The organism is Pelomonas sp. V22, from assembly GCF_030014915.1.
Lineage (GTDB): Bacteria > Pseudomonadota > Gammaproteobacteria > Burkholderiales > Burkholderiaceae_C > JAUASW01.
The window spans coordinates 1,586,577-1,600,125 of sequence record NZ_JAGIXS010000001.1 but is presented as its reverse complement, the minus strand read 5'-3'; the positions used below and the strand labels follow the sequence as shown (position 1 = coordinate 1,600,125).

At 68.8% G+C, this 13,549-nt stretch carries 13 protein-coding genes; 7 read left to right on the top strand and 6 right to left on the bottom strand.

The window, feature by feature from the left end; translation table 11 throughout:
- Nucleotide 1: 1 nt before the first annotated feature.
- From bioB to J7U46_RS07185, 4 genes are all read left to right on the top strand, one after another.
- Nucleotides 2-1,093: a biotin synthase BioB gene (gene bioB / locus J7U46_RS07200; RefSeq protein ID WP_282824225.1), complete on the top strand. Its 1,092-nt coding sequence runs from the start codon at nt 2-4 to the stop codon at nt 1,091-1,093.
- A 27-nt stretch (nt 1,094-1,120) separates the two neighbouring features.
- Nucleotides 1,121-2,857: a hypothetical protein gene (locus J7U46_RS07195; RefSeq protein ID WP_282824222.1), complete on the top strand. Its 1,737-nt coding sequence runs from the start codon at nt 1,121-1,123 to the stop codon at nt 2,855-2,857.
- A gap of 72 nt (nt 2,858-2,929) precedes the next feature.
- On the top strand, nt 2,930-4,924 hold the full coding sequence (locus J7U46_RS07190) for an acetyl/propionyl/methylcrotonyl-CoA carboxylase subunit alpha (protein ID WP_282824220.1): 1,995 nt from the start codon (nt 2,930-2,932) through the stop codon (nt 4,922-4,924).
- A gap of 4 nt (nt 4,925-4,928) precedes the next feature.
- Nucleotides 4,929-5,840 carry a hydroxymethylglutaryl-CoA lyase gene (locus J7U46_RS07185; protein WP_282824218.1) on the top strand — a complete coding sequence of 304 codons (912 nt, stop codon included), beginning with the start codon at nt 4,929-4,931 and terminating at the stop codon, nt 5,838-5,840.
- A gap of 36 nt (nt 5,841-5,876) precedes the next feature.
- Here the strand turns inward: J7U46_RS07185 and J7U46_RS07180 are convergent, their stop codons facing one another.
- Both J7U46_RS07180 and J7U46_RS07175 read right to left on the bottom strand, forming a co-directional pair.
- Complete coding sequence (locus J7U46_RS07180) at nt 5,877-7,217, bottom strand: ATP-binding protein (RefSeq protein WP_282824216.1); 1,341 nt, start codon at nt 7,215-7,217, stop codon at nt 5,877-5,879.
- The gene (locus J7U46_RS07175) at nt 7,214-7,903 is read right to left on the bottom strand and encodes a response regulator transcription factor (RefSeq protein ID WP_282824214.1); all 690 of its coding nucleotides are present in this window, start codon (nt 7,901-7,903) and stop codon (nt 7,214-7,216) included. Before J7U46_RS07175 ends, J7U46_RS07180 begins: the two co-directional genes overlap by 4 nt.
- Nucleotides 7,904-8,126: 223 nt before the next feature.
- Between J7U46_RS07175 and J7U46_RS07170 the strand changes: the two genes are divergently transcribed.
- Nucleotides 8,127-9,008, top strand: coding sequence for a MipA/OmpV family protein (locus J7U46_RS07170; RefSeq protein ID WP_282824212.1), 882 nt, complete (start codon nt 8,127-8,129; stop codon nt 9,006-9,008).
- Between the two features lie 3 nt (nt 9,009-9,011).
- Here the strand turns inward: J7U46_RS07170 and J7U46_RS07165 are convergent, their stop codons facing one another.
- Nucleotides 9,012-9,455: a VOC family protein gene (locus J7U46_RS07165; RefSeq protein WP_282824209.1), complete on the bottom strand. Its 444-nt coding sequence runs from the start codon at nt 9,453-9,455 to the stop codon at nt 9,012-9,014.
- Nucleotides 9,456-9,533: 78 nt separating this feature from the next.
- Here J7U46_RS07165 and J7U46_RS07160 point away from each other — a divergent pair, with 78 nt between their 5' ends.
- Nucleotides 9,534-9,932: a PPC domain-containing DNA-binding protein gene (locus J7U46_RS07160; RefSeq protein WP_282824207.1), complete on the top strand. Its 399-nt coding sequence runs from the start codon at nt 9,534-9,536 to the stop codon at nt 9,930-9,932.
- Between the two features lie 10 nt (nt 9,933-9,942).
- Complete coding sequence (locus J7U46_RS07155) at nt 9,943-10,497, top strand: tRNA-uridine aminocarboxypropyltransferase (protein ID WP_282824205.1); 555 nt, start codon at nt 9,943-9,945, stop codon at nt 10,495-10,497.
- Here the strand turns inward: J7U46_RS07155 and J7U46_RS07150 are convergent.
- The 3 genes from J7U46_RS07150 to J7U46_RS07140 all read right to left on the bottom strand — a co-directional run bounded on the left by J7U46_RS07150 (nt 10,494) and on the right by J7U46_RS07140 (nt 12,945).
- Nucleotides 10,494-11,702: a hypothetical protein gene (locus J7U46_RS07150; protein WP_282824203.1), complete on the bottom strand. Its 1,209-nt coding sequence runs from the start codon at nt 11,700-11,702 to the stop codon at nt 10,494-10,496. The genes J7U46_RS07155 and J7U46_RS07150 overlap by 4 nt on opposite strands.
- 62 nt (nt 11,703-11,764) lie before the next feature.
- Nucleotides 11,765-12,364, bottom strand: a complete 600-nt coding sequence (locus J7U46_RS07145) for a hypothetical protein (RefSeq protein WP_282824201.1) — start codon at nt 12,362-12,364, stop codon at nt 11,765-11,767.
- Entirely contained in the window at nt 12,361-12,945 is a 585-nt protein-coding gene (locus J7U46_RS07140; protein WP_282824199.1) for a sigma-70 family RNA polymerase sigma factor, read from the bottom strand. Before J7U46_RS07140 ends, J7U46_RS07145 begins: the two co-directional genes overlap by 4 nt.
- Nucleotides 12,946-13,549: the final 604 nt, after the last annotated feature.

Genomic DNA, 13,549 nt, shown 5'->3' with positions numbered 1-13,549 from the left:
CATGAAGCAGACGCAAAACCAGATCCAGTCCTTGACGCCGACCACCGACGAGCAGCGCCGCAATGCCAAGCCCTGGACCGTCAACGACGTGGCGGCCTTGTTCGAGCTGCCCTTCAACGACCTGATCTTCCGCGCCCAGCAGGTGCACCGCGAGAACTTCGATGCGAACGCGGTCCAGCTGTCCACGCTCTTGTCCATCAAGACCGGCGGCTGTGAGGAAGACTGCAAGTACTGCCCGCAGTCGGCTCACTTCGACACCGGCCTGAAGGCCGAGAAGCTGATCCCGCTGCAGGAGGTGATGGAAGCCGCCCGCGCCGCCAAGGCCAATGGAGCCACGCGCTTCTGCATGGGGGCCGCCTGGCGCTCGCCGAAGGAGCGCCACCTGGAAGCCATCGGCGAGATGATTTCCGAGGTCAAGGCCCTGGGCCTCGAGACCTGTTTGACCGCCGGCATGCTGGGTGACGGCCAGGCCGAGCAGCTGCAAAAGGCGGGCCTCGATTACTACAACCACAACCTCGACACCTCGCCCGAGTTCTACGGCCAGATCATCACCACGCGTACCTACCAGGACCGCCTCGACACACTGGACCGCGTGCGCGGCGTGGGCCTCAAGGTCTGCTCAGGCGGCATCGTGGGCATGGGCGAAACCCGCCGCCAGCGCGCCGGCCTGATCGTGCAACTGGCCAACCTGGATCCGTACCCCGAGTCGGTGCCCATCAACAACCTGGTGCAGGTCGAAGGCACGCCCTTGGCCGGCACGGCCGCGCTGGACCCGTTCGAGTTCGTGCGCACGATTGCGGTAGCCCGCATCACCATGCCGCGCGCCATGGTCCGCCTGTCGGCCGGCCGCGAAGAGATGCCCGAGAGCCTGCAAGCCATGTGCTTCCTGGCCGGTGCCAACTCCATGTTCTACGGCGACAAGCTGCTGACCACCAGCAACCCGCAAGCCGAGAAGGACCGCGCCCTGCTGGACCGCCTGGGCATGCACTGCGCGACCGAGGCGGAGCTCTCGCATGGCCGGCAGCCGGAGGCCAAGATCACCTTGATGGCGGCGGCCGATGCCGAATCGGCCGCAGGTTCGCACTGCCACTAAAACAATCAGGCAGGCGAGGGAGGAGACATGAACAAGCAGATGATGCGACAGGCCAGGTGGCGGCTGGCAACAAGCCTGCTGTGCCTGGTGGCCGGCGCGCAGGCGATGGCCAGCGAGCTATTGATCAGCCAGCAACTGCTGGCCGACGGCGCCGTGGAGATCCGCTACACGCCGCCGGCCGGCCAGCGCGAGCTGCGCTTTCTGGACACCAGCACCGAGGCGCACAAGCGTTGGCGCGGTACGGCCATGCAGGCGGTCGGAGCCTGCACCGAGCTGACCGAGACCGGCCTGCGGCTGCGCGAGGCGCCCGGCTGTGAAACGGCGGTGCTGCGCCTCAAGCAGGCGGCGGGCAAGACCGGCGGCTATGAGCCTGCGCAATTGTTGAGCGACAGCAGCGGCGTGCTGGCCTACAGCGGCCGCGTGGCCGTGCTGTTGCCGGGGCAGGCCTTGCGCTGGCGCTGGCTGCCGCCGCAGGGCGGCATCGTCATCCATCAGGGCCGCGTTGAACGCAAGCCGGTCGAGCAGTTGGCGAGTGCGGAGCAAGTGGATCAGGTGCTGGCCGGCGGCCCCTTCGAGCTGCAGCGCCAGATCGGCGCCGCGCAGTTCGTCTACATGGGCAGTGACAAGGGACTCCTGAGCCTGCCCGGCGGCAACCTGCTGCTGGACCCGACCCTTGATGCGTTGCGCGCCGAGCGCATTGCCAAGGTGCTCAAGTACACGCTGAATCGCTTGGCCGCGCTGTACGGCGTGGCGCTGCCGCGCCCGGGCGGCGTGGTGGTGGCGGTGTCGGAGCTGTCGGGTTTCCATGGCGACACCACGGCCGGTCCGATGATGAGGCTGCGCCTGCCGCGCAATGCCGAGACCATGCCGGGCCTCACGCTCGAGCAGTTTGTGACCCACGAGCTCGTGCACTGGTGGAACACCGGCCTGTTCACGCCCGATCACCAGCGCCCCTGGCTGCACGAGGGCCATGCCGAATGGATGGCGCGCTTGCTGCTGCGCGAGCAGGGCCTGCTGTCCGACGCCGAGCTGCGTGCCGACATAGAAACCAATCTGAACAACTGCGCGGCCGTGCGGGGCGCGCGGCCGGCAGCCACGATGAAGCCCGGTCGTGCCGGCGACGACGTCTATGCCTGTGGCATGAGCCTGATGCTGCTGGGCCAGGCCCAGCGCGATGCGGCCGATGGCGGCCGCACGGCGCCGCTGGCCCAGATGGCGCCGCTGCACAGCCTCGAGCGCGCACTCGATCCTGTGGCCTTCGTGGCCTGGGCCGATGCCGGCAGCCCGGCGGCATCGATGCGGCAGCTCTTGCAGGACGAGCAGCAGCCGTTCACTGCCGGCCTGCTGGCGCGTCTGCAGGCCCTGGGCCTCTCAGATGCCGAGCCGCTGCGCCGCAGCGATCAACTGCCGAAAGGCTTGCGTGACCAGACGGCGGTCAGCCTGATGTCGGCCCTGATGGCCAGCGACTGCGGTGCGGCCAGCGTTTTCACGCGGCCGACGGCTTTCCACCTCGACCCCGACTCGCGCTGCAAGAGCCTGCGCGTGGGCGCCGATGTGCAGCAGCTGGCGGGCGTGGCGGTGCTGGAAGATCCGGTGGCGGCCTTCGCGGCTGTGGCCGCTTCCTGCCGCGAGTCGCGCAGTTACAGCGTGGGCTATCGCGAAGGCGAGCCGGGCCGCGTGGCCTGCCCTGAGATGCTGCCCGTTCCGCCGCTCAGCCAGCTGATACGGCTGCGGCCCGACGCCTTGCGGCGCCTGAAGCTCTGAGCCTGCGGACCTGACGTGATCGCGGCCGTGCGAATCGAAGTGAATTGAAAGACTGAGTCCAGGAGTACCGACATGTTCAAGAAGATCCTGATTGCGAACCGAGGCGAAATCGCCTGCCGCGTCGCCGCCACCGCACGCCGTCTGGGCGTCAAGACCGTGGCCGTCTACTCCGAAGCCGACGCGCGGGCCAAGCATGTGCAGGCCTGCGACGAAGGCGTGCTGATCGGCGGCCCGGCGCCCAAGGACTCCTACCTGCAATGGCAGCGCATCATCGACGCGGCCTGCGCCACGGGCGCCGAGGCCGTGCATCCGGGCTACGGCTTCCTGTCGGAGAACGAGGAATTCGCCGAGGCCTGCGCCAAGGCCGGCCTCGTCTTCATCGGCCCGCCGGGCTCGGCCATCAATGCGATGGGCCTGAAGGCTGAATCCAAGCGATTGATGGAGAAGGCTGGCGTGCCCCTGGTGCCCGGCTATCACGGCGCCGACCAGGACCCGGCCCTGCTCAAGCGCGAGGCCGAGCGCATCGGCTATCCGGTGCTGATCAAGGCCAGCGCCGGTGGCGGCGGCAAGGGCATGCGTGCGGTGTATGCGGCCGACGAGTTTGAGGCCGCCCTGGCCTCCTGCAAGCGCGAGGCGATCAACAGCTTCGGCGACGATGCGGTGCTGATCGAGCGCTATGTGCAGAAGCCCCGCCACATCGAGATCCAGGTGTTCGGCGACACGCAGGGCGATTGCGTCTACCTGTTCGAGCGCGACTGCTCGGTGCAGCGCCGCCATCAGAAGGTGCTGGAAGAAGCGCCGGCGCCGGGCATGACCGAGGCCCGCCGCCGCGAGATGGGCGAGGCCGCCGTGGCCGCCGCCAAGGCCGTGGGTTATGTGGGCGCCGGCACGGTGGAGTTCATCTGCGAGCAGGATGGCCGCTTCTACTTCATGGAGATGAACACCCGGCTGCAGGTTGAGCATCCAGTCACCGAGGCCATTACCGGGCAAGACCTGGTCGAGTGGCAGCTGCGCGTGGCCTCGGGCCAGCCGCTGCCGCTGAAGCAGAACGAGCTGCGCATGCTGGGCCATGCCATCGAGGCGCGCATCTGCGCCGAGAACCCCGAGGCCGGTTTCCTGCCCGCCACCGGCCGCCTGGACGTGGCGCGCTGGCCGGCCCATGTGGCCTTCCAGCGTGGCGATGTGCGGCTGGATGCCGGCGTGGGCGAGGGCGACGAGATCAGCCCCTACTACGACTCCATGGTTGCCAAGCTGATCGTCTGGGGCGAAGACCGCGAGCAGGCCTTGGCCCGCCTCGATGCCGCGCTGCGCGACACCCACATCGTGGGCCTGCAGACCAATGTGGCCTTCCTGCGTCGCTGTGCTGCGACGAGGTCCTTCGCCGGTGCCGACCTGGACACGGCCCTGATCGAACGCGAGAAGGCCGCGCTGTTTGGTCAACCCGGCTTGAGCCTTGACGTGGCCGCCGCCGCCGTGGTGGCGCGCACGCTGGCGGTCGAAGCCACGCAGCAGAGCGATGACCCCTGGAGCCGCCGTGACGGCTGGCGGATGTTCGGCGCGGCCGTGCGCCGCTTCGAGCTGGACTTCAACGGCGAGCACCATCGCGTGCTGCTGTCGCGCCATCACCAGGGCGGCATGCAGCTGACCGTCGCGGGCGAGGAGATCGCCTTCGCCGTCAATTCGGCCAGCCTCGAGTCGCATGAGCTGCTGCTCGGCGAAGGCCTGAACCTGCGCCGCATCGCGGTGAAGACCTATGCGCGCGGCGAGCATGTCGCCGTGTTCGCACCGCAAGGCTCGGCCGAGCTGACCGAGTTCGACGTGATCGCCCATGCCGGCGAAGGGCCTTCCGAAGGCGGCCGCTTGAGCGCGCCGATGCCGGGCAAGATGGTGTCCTTCCTGGTTGCCGCCGGCGACAAGGTCACGAAGGGCCAGGCCCTGGCCGTGATGGAGGCGATGAAGATGGAACACCAGATCCATGCGCCGCGCGATGGCGTGGTGGCCGAGATTCTGTACGCCGTGGGCGACCAGGTCACCGACGGTGCCGAACTGATCCGCCTGGAAGCCTGAAGCCATGAGCACGCTGCCCACCCATGTCTCCCTGGTCGACGTCGGCCCGCGCGACGGCCTGCAGAACGAGAAGCAGCCGGTCGCCACCGAGCACAAGGCGCGGCTGGTCTCGATGCTGCAGGACGCCGGCCTGAAGCACATCGAGGTCACCAGTTTCGTCAGCCCCAAGTGGGTGCCGCAGATGGGTGACAACGAGGCGGTGATGGCGGCGATCGAGCGTCGCGCCGGCGTTCGCTACTCGGTGCTGACGCCGAACATGAAGGGCCTGGAAGCTGCACTTCCGACCCAGCCTGATGAGATCGTCGTCTTCGGCGCGGCCTCCGAGGCCTTCAGCCAGAAGAACATCAACTGCAGCGTGGCCGATAGCATCGAGCGCTTTGCGCCGGTGGTGGCTGCGGCCCATGCGGCCGGGCTCAAGGTGCGTGGCGCACTGTCCTGCGCCGTGGGCTGCCCCTATGAAGGCGACATCCATCCCGACCAGGTCGAGCGCGTGGTCAGGCTGATGAAGGACATCGGCGTGGACCACATGGGCGTGGCCGACACCATCGGCGTGGGCACGCCGCGTCGCATCCAGGCGGCGATGGAGCGGGCGCTGAAGCATTACCCCTTGCATGAGGTCAGCGGCCATTTCCACGACACCTATGGCCAGGCCCTGTCCAACATCTATGCCTGCCTGGAGATGGGCATCCACTCCTTCGACGCCAGCGTGGCCGGCCTCGGCGGCTGCCCCTACGCCAAGGGCGCGACCGGCAATGTGGCGACCGAGGACGTGGTCTTCATGCTGAACGGCCTCGGCATTGAAACGGGCATCGATATCGACAAGCTCGTGAACGCCGGCGCCTACATCTCCAGCCAGCTGGGCCGTCCACCGGTCTCGCGCGTGGGGCGGGCGCTGCTGGCCAAGCGGGCGGGCTGACGATGGGACGGTGGAGCGGCGCGCGGGCAACACTGCTCACGCGCGCCGCAGCAGCAGGCTGAAACTGGCGCCGCGGCCCTGCAGTCCGGGGCCGATTTCGATGCGGCCACCCAGGCTCTCGGCCATGCGCCGCGCGATGGCGAGGCCGAGACCGGTGCCGGTCTCGCTGCTACCGGCCACGCGGTAGAAGCGTTCAAAGACGAGTTCGCGCTCGGCCGGCGCGATGCCGGGGCCGTCATCGGCCACGCTCAGGCACAGCTCGCCATGGGCACGGCTTTGCAGGCTGGCCTCGACGCAGCCGCCTGGCGGCGTGTAGCGGATGGCGTTGTCCAGCAGGTTGTCGATGACCGAATGCAGGGCCGCGCGCTCGCCTTGCCAGGCCAGTTGCTCCGGTGCCTGCAAAGACAGCTCGATGCGGCGGCTGCGCGCCAGCGGCGCCAGCAGGGCGGCTCGTTCGCGCAGCAGCTCGGCCAGGTCCAGGAGCTGGCTTTCGGGGTGGGCGGTGCGGTCGCGAGCCTCGGCGCGCGCCATGGTGAGCAACTGCACCAGCAGGTGGGAGACCCGTTCAATGCCCTGGCGCAGGGCCGTGGCCGCATCGCGGCGGGCCTCGGGATCGGGCTCCTGCAGCAGCAGATGGGCCTGGGCACTGACGGCCGCCAGTGGCGTGCGGAGCTCATGGGCGGCATCGGCCAGAAAGTTGCGCTCGGTGTCCAGGCGCTGGCTCTCGCGCTGCAGCAGCGCATTGAGCGCCTGCACCACCGGCGCGGTCTCGGCGTAGCTGCGGTCGACCTGCAGCGGCGTCAGGTCGCCGGCACGGCGCTGGGCGATGCGCTGGGCCAGCTGGCGCAGCGGCATCAGGCCCCATCGCACCGACAGCCAGATCCACAGGCCATGCCAGAGGAACACGCCCAGCTGCATCGGCAGCACCTGGCCCAGCACCGGGAGCAAGCGCTCCACAGGCCGTGGCGCGGCACCGATCTGCAGTTGCAGCAGGCCGTCGCTGGAGTCCAGCAGCAGCGACGGCTGGCCGGCCGCCAGCGGTTCGGCGGATTGAGCCAGCGCGTCCGGTCCCTCTGCAGATCTGAGTTGGTAGCGCGGGCGCAGTTGCTCACCGATCAGGTCCAGGCTGGAGGCTCTGATCAAGGCCTGCTCGGCCGCGTCGAGCCGGCCCTGGCGACCCTCGGCCGGTCCACGGGCCGCCTCAACCAGCAGGAGGCCCCAGTCGCGCAGCTGCTGTTCCGTGCTCGCCGAGTCCATATAGACCTGCTGAAGGCTGACCAGGAGGCTCAGCGCCGGCCAGGCCAGCAGCAGGGCGAGGCCTTGCCAGGCGATCATGCGTCGGCCCAGCGAAGGTGGATGGCGAAGCGCTTGGGTCATGCGGGCTGGGCCTGCGGTGTTGAAGGGGCGCCCGCCTCGAGCACGTAGCCGACGCCGCGCACCGTGGTCAGGGCGAGCTCGGGGAGCTTCTTGCGGAGCTTGTACATGTGCACGTCGACGGCATTGCTGTCATTGACAGCGACCGTGCCTATGGCCCGCTCGATCTGCTGGCGGGTCAGCACCTTGTCGGGCTGCGCCGCCATCACCTGAAGGATGTCGTATTCGCGGGTGGACAGCGGCACTTCGGTCCCGCCCCACAGGGCGCGGCGCCTTGCGGTGTCGAGCGAGAGCTCGCCGAGTTGCCAGACATTGCTCGGCTGGCGGGCACTGCGGCGCAGCAGCGCCCGCAGGCGCGACAGCAGCTCCTCCATCGCAAAGGGCTTGGGCAGGTAGTCGTCGGCACCGCTGTCCAGGCCTTGCACACGATCGTCCACCGAATCTCGAGCGGTCAGGATGATCACCGGCAGGTCCTGACCCAGTGCCCGCAACCAGGCCAGCAGGGCCAGGCCCGAACGGTCGGGCAGGCCGATGTCCAGCAGCAGCGCCGCCCAGTCGGGCTGGGCCAGGAAGCGCTGCGCGTCTGCCGCGTTGCGGACCCAGACCACATGGTGTCCCGCCACCGTCAGCACGCGCTGCAGTGAACTGCCCAGCGGCAGGTCGTCCTCCACCAGCAATAGCTTGCTCATTTTTCGGCTCTCCCGGCCCCGTCTTGCTCTCTCGATGGCAGCGGATTCTAGGTTCGCAATGACGCGGGTCTGCCCCGGCCGGGCGAGGCTCTTCATGCCTTCTTCATCTGCCCCGGCGTGCTTCATCCACGGTTCATCTGGCTGTCGTGACACTGCCGGCCGGACTGCGGCGAGGGGCTGTGGTCGACCGAGGGATCGAGGAATGCTCATGAGGAAGAAAACGATGGAACACAAGTGCGCCGAGCGGCGTTCGCTGAAGGCCTGCGGCGCGGTGAGCCTGGCGGCATTGCTGGCAGGCCTGGGCTTGTGCGCATGGAACTCTGCCGAAGCGGCGGAAGCGGCGGAAGCGGACGAGCCCGCCTGGCAGTTGCGCTGGGGCGGCGCGGTGGCCTCCTGGCCGCGCTTCCCGGGCGCCGACAAGTCGCGGCTGATGGTCCTGCCGCTGTTCGAGGCCCAGCATCGCAAGGGCTTCTTTGCCAGCAGCCTGCGCGGTGTCGGCTGGGAGTTCCGGCTGGGCGAGCTGGGGCGCATCAGCGTGGCCGGCGGCTTCGATGCCCGCGAGCGCCGCAGCAAGGATGACCCACGTGCCAAGCTGCTCGGCGAGCACAAGATGCGGCCGGCCCTGCTGGTGGCGGCCGATCTGCAGCTCGGCCCGGCCTACCTGGAACTGAACGCCGTGGACCGGCTGCGTACCCGTTCTCGCGAGATCGACACCGGCTTTGGCAAGTACGTCAGCCACTACAAGGAGCATGGCGATGGCGCCACGGTCGACCTGGAGGTGGGGCTCGGGCTGATGCGCAGCGAGCGCGTCCAACTGCGCGGCGGGCTGCGCATGGCGGCCATGGACAGCCGCTTCGCCAGGAACTTCTATTCCGTGCCGGCCGAGGTCGGCAAGGCCATGACGCCGCCGCTCAAGCCCTTTCAGGCCGGCTCGGGTGCGATGAGTGCCGGGCTCGGGCTGCAGGCCCAGGTGCAGCTGGACAAGGACTGGCATTTCAGCGCGCGCATGATGCTGGACCAGCTGCGCGGCGATGCGGCCGCAAGCCCGCTGACGCAGCAACGCAAGCAGCCTTCGCTGATGATGAGCTTCAGCCGCGCGCTGTGATGCTCAGCTGCGCACCCGCTGCGAGAACCACCACAGGTGGCCGTCGCAATCGAGCGCGCCGTAGCTGATATCAGACCAGTACTCCGGGCCGTAGTCGTGCAGGGCCGGTTCCATCGTGATGGTGGCGCCGGCCGCGCGGGCGCGTTCGCAATGGGCGGCCGCGTCGTCCACATAGAGCATCACGCTCTGCGTGTTGGCGCCACCCACGGTGCGCGGGCTGCGCGAGGGCACGCCGAAGCGTGCTTCGCGCGCGGAGCCACCCTCGGACACCATGATCACCGCCTCGCCGTAACTCAGCTCGCTGTGCGCGACCGAGCCGTCCTCGGCGTCGACCTTGATGCGCAGCTCGAAGTCGAAGGCCTTCATCAACCATTCAATGGCCTGGTTGGCGTCTTCGTAGAACAGTGCGCTGGACAGGCGCGGCCAGTTGGCGGGAGCAGGTTTCATGCGCGCCTCCGAGGGCGTTGGGCGGGCGGCCAGCATAGGGTCTGAGGCCGCCACCCACAAGCAGCTAGCATGGGCCGCATGGATGCACTACAGCCCTTGCGACTGCCGCCCGGCGCCGACCTGCGCGCGGCCCTGGATGCCGCCTTGCGCGAAAGCGGCCAGGCCGCAGGCTTCGTGGTGGCCGGTCTGGGCAGCCTGCAGGGCGCGACGCTGCGCCTGGCGGGAGCCGAAGCCCTGCTGAAGCTGGAGGGCGATCTGGAACTGCTGAGCCTCACGGGCACGCTCTCGCCCGACGGCTCGCACCTGCACGCCAGCGTGGCCACGGCGGAAGGCCGCGTGTTCGGTGGCCATGTGATGCCGGGCTGTCCGGTACGCACCACGGCCGAGCTCCTGATCGCCTGGCTGCCGGCCTGGCGCTTCGCGCGCGAGTTCGATGCGGCCACCGGCTATGCCGAGCTGCAGATCCGGCCGCGATGAGTTGGCTGAGATGAGCCGGCCGCTGTGCCCGCGCTGCAGGCGACCACAGCCGGCCTGCGTCTGTCGCTTCGCGCCTGCGGTGGACAACGAGATCCGCTTGCTGGTGCTCCAGCATCCCGATGAACAGCACGAGGCCAAGGGCACGGCCTGCCTGCTGGCACTGAGCCTGCGGCATTGCGAGCTGCGGGTCGGCGAACGCTTTGACCCGCCCGCCGACGGCTTGGAGAACTGGCTGCTCTACCCGGGCGCCGACGCGGGCCAGCCCGGCCAGCCGCCCACGCAGCGGCGGCTGATCGTGCTGGACGGCAGCTGGCGCAAGAGCCGCAAGCTGCTGGCGATCAATCCCTGGCTACAGGCCTTGCCCCGCTTCAGCCTCACGCCTGGCGCGACCAGTGCCTATGCGCCGCTGCGCAAGGCCGAACAGGTGGGCCAGTTGTCCACCCTGGAGGCGGCCGTGCATGCTCTGCAGCAAATGGAAAGCCGGCCAGCGCGCTATGAGGCGCTGCTGGCCGGCTTTGATGCTTTCGTCGCCGCCCAGCTGGCGCGGCGACCGATCAAGCCTTAGCCCTTGCTGGCGGGTTTGGGGGTGTTGCGGGCCTTCTCGTAGTCGGCCGGCACCTTGAACAGGTTGGCGTCGGGCTCACCGCGCTTGATGTTGCTGAGCTTGTAGGTCACCTCGCCGGTGCGCGGGTCGAAGTCGCGCGAGCTCACGGTCAACATCAGGTCGGGCGAGGTCCAGACCTCGCGGGTGGTGACCATGGGTTTCTCGTTGCCCTGCTTGCCGGCCTCGATGGTCCAGGTCGTGCGCTCGCCATTCACCTTGACGCCTTCGATCTCCTTGGCGCCCAGCGAGCTCAGCGCGCCGGGGCCGCGTGGGGCCAGCGTGAGGGCACGCAGTTGCACGTTGGCGGGAATGGCCGGCATCGCGGCCATTGCCGGCATGGGCGGCATCGGCGCCGTGGGTGCGGTGGTGGTGATGACCTTCTCGCCGTCGTTCAGGCGAATCACGCGCACCTCGACATTGCGATGCACGCGACCCTTTTCGTCGGTGCTCTCGGTCTCCTTGATCAGGGCCGGTGCGGGCGGCACGGGCGGCGTCGGCTGGGCGTTCGGTGCGGGCGGGGCCGGCGCGCGCGGCGGCGCGCCGCCTTCGCTGCCGACGCGACGAGTGATCTCGCGCACGCGTTCTCCGATGCCTGACCAGCTGGCGCCGTCGCCAAAGTTGAAATTGAAGTTGGTGTGGATGGCGATGCGCAGGTTGCGCGCCGTCTTGGTCTCGGGATCGAGGGCCCAGTTCTCCTTGGCCACCGGGTCGTTCAGGTAGACGCTGCGTTTGCCGTTGTGCTCGACCTCCTGGCGCGTGCGGCCTTCGCCGTCGCGGCACAGGCGGCTCACCTGCTTGCGGTAGATGCGGTTGCCATCGGCCAGCGGCTGGATGGTTTCATGCGTGGCATCAGCACAGTAGGGCGCGCCCTTGACCACGCGTTCCTGGCCCATCTCGCGGGCTGCGAAGGCCATGTCCTCGGCCATGAAGCGCGCATGCTCGCCGGCCTGGGCCACCAGCACGGCGCGGTTGGCCTGGGCCTGGGCGCGCTCGCCCGCTTCCTTGGCGCGTTGCTCGGCCTGCCGGGCACGGTCGCTGGCTTCGGCGGCACGTTGCTCAGCCGTGTCGGCGGCATCCGACTGGGCCAGCGCAGCGCCGGCGGAGAGGCTCAGCAGCAGGCCGCAGGCGGCGCAAGCGGCGGAGAGGGGGTGCAGTTTCATCATCATGGTCTTGCCTCGTCGGTAGGAATGAAGAAGGGAATGGGGAAGGGCGGCGCGGGAGGGACCGTTCAGCGCACCACGCGCACGGCCAGCACGTCGCCTGATGGATGCATCAGCAGCTCGGCCTTGACGCGGTCGCCGGCCTGGCTGGGGTCGTAGGGCAGACCCATCAGGGCCAGGCGGTCGCGCGGCATCTCGGTGGTGACCAGCCAGGCGCGTGCCTGGCCCGATTCGCGCAGATAGCTGGACCAGCGCTCGGCCGGCACCAGGGGCACGAAGTCGCTGGCATAGCTTTGCTGGGCGGCCTCGACCGGCGGCTCCAGCAGCAGCAGGGCGCTGGCCGCTACCAGCAGCAAGGCGCAGACGCCGGCTCCCGACCAGGCCAGCGGCGCGGCCCAACTGGCGCGCTTGCTGCGGTCGGCTTGCCTGGCTTGCCTGGCGCTTGCCGGCCCGCTGAGCCAGCGCATCTTCCACCAGGGTGCTGCGGCGGCCGCGGCTTCGGGCCGGCATTGCATCGAGAGCTGCATCGCATGGCGCACGGCGGCCTCGCGCTGGGCGTCGGGGCCTAGCTGGCTCAGCTCGCCAGCACAGTCGTCCAGCCAGGCGGACAGCGGGCGCAGGCTTTGCGGCGGCGGGGAGAAGGGCTTGTTGCTGCTGGGATTGCTCATCGCTGCTCTCCACGGCTGGCGTTGAGGTCTTGCGCCAGCCGAAGGCGCGCCCGGTGCAATCGGGTGCGCAAGGTGTTGATCTCGATGGCGGCAATCGCGGCCGCCTCGGCATAGGGCCGCTGCTGCAGGTCCACCAGCACCAGGGCTTCACGCTGGGGCCAGGGCAGGCGGCGGATGGCGGCCCACACCTGTGCCTGGTCCTGGGCGCGCACCAGCAATTCCTCAGGGGAGGGCTGGGCCTCGTCGCTGCTCAGCTCGGCATCAACCTCGGGCGCGCCAGGCTCGCGCCAGCGCTGCATCAGCGCATGGCGGGCGATGCCTGCCAGGTACGCGCCCAGCGTGCCGCGCAGTGGGTCGAAGCCGGCAGGCCGGGCGGCCAGGCTGACGAAGGCATCCTGCATGGCATCGGCCGCCCAGGCCGGGTTGCCGCTCAGGGCCAGCGCATAGCGGTAAACCGAGGCCGATTCGCGCCGGTAGATCTGGTCCAGTGCTTCGGGCTCGCCCTTGCCGAGCCGGCGCAACAGGGCGACGGTTTCGAGGCTGGCTTCGCTGGCGGCGGCCGGGCTGACAAAGGGCATCATGGGGCGAGGTCGTGTGGGCTTGCTGACTCTATTGCCCCGGGCCAACGGAAAAGTTCCAGCGCCGGCACAAAGAAATGCGGGCAAGGCCCCTGGGGTGGGCGAAATACGCACGTCGATGAGGCATCGCCAGCTGTTGATTCCGCACAACGCAGGGCGGTTTTAGGCTGGGTCCCCAAGCTCAGTAAAAACCCTAGATATCAGACCAGCGAAGGCGGGATCAGGGCCTGCCGAAAGAACTTGAGGGGCGCCGACTGACAGGCCTTCTCCAGTTGCAACTCCAACCCAATTCTTGTCACAAAGCTTCAACGGAGTTCGCGCAGACTGGCGGCCGTTCAGGGCTCGGGTCTGAGAGCTGGCACGTTTGCTGCTGTAGCTTTGTCGCATTGCCGCCGTTCGTAACGGCTGGTAGTCTGCGCGACGGCAAAAAAGCAGGAGGCCGCTGCAGTTCAGACAAGTGGCGGCCTTCAGGAAAGTCCATCCGGTAGTACAGCAATCGTTCGGCCTTTTTTGACTGAGGCGGGAAAGCAACGTAAAACGTTTGCGCACTGTTCAAGTGCCGGCGAATGACGATGATTCCCGCTCGGCATCAAGCGCGCGCGGATGC

Coding starts and splice junctions, on each gene's coding strand:
- bioB (WP_282824225.1), top strand. CDS start 2: ATGAAGCAGACGCAAAACCAGATCCAGTCCTTGACGCCGACCACCGAC.
- J7U46_RS07195 (WP_282824222.1), top strand. CDS start 1,121: ATGAACAAGCAGATGATGCGACAGGCCAGGTGGCGGCTGGCAACAAGC.
- J7U46_RS07190 (WP_282824220.1), top strand. CDS start 2,930: ATGTTCAAGAAGATCCTGATTGCGAACCGAGGCGAAATCGCCTGCCGC.
- J7U46_RS07185 (WP_282824218.1), top strand. CDS start 4,929: ATGAGCACGCTGCCCACCCATGTCTCCCTGGTCGACGTCGGCCCGCGC.
- J7U46_RS07180 (WP_282824216.1), bottom strand. CDS start 7,217: ATGACCCAAGCGCTTCGCCATCCACCTTCGCTGGGCCGACGCATGATC.
- J7U46_RS07175 (WP_282824214.1), bottom strand. CDS start 7,903: ATGAGCAAGCTATTGCTGGTGGAGGACGACCTGCCGCTGGGCAGTTCA.
- J7U46_RS07170 (WP_282824212.1), top strand. CDS start 8,127: ATGGAACACAAGTGCGCCGAGCGGCGTTCGCTGAAGGCCTGCGGCGCG.
- J7U46_RS07165 (WP_282824209.1), bottom strand. CDS start 9,455: ATGAAACCTGCTCCCGCCAACTGGCCGCGCCTGTCCAGCGCACTGTTC.
- J7U46_RS07160 (WP_282824207.1), top strand. CDS start 9,534: ATGGATGCACTACAGCCCTTGCGACTGCCGCCCGGCGCCGACCTGCGC.
- J7U46_RS07155 (WP_282824205.1), top strand. CDS start 9,943: ATGAGCCGGCCGCTGTGCCCGCGCTGCAGGCGACCACAGCCGGCCTGC.
- J7U46_RS07150 (WP_282824203.1), bottom strand. CDS start 11,702: ATGATGATGAAACTGCACCCCCTCTCCGCCGCTTGCGCCGCCTGCGGC.
- J7U46_RS07145 (WP_282824201.1), bottom strand. CDS start 12,364: ATGAGCAATCCCAGCAGCAACAAGCCCTTCTCCCCGCCGCCGCAAAGC.
- J7U46_RS07140 (WP_282824199.1), bottom strand. CDS start 12,945: ATGATGCCCTTTGTCAGCCCGGCCGCCGCCAGCGAAGCCAGCCTCGAA.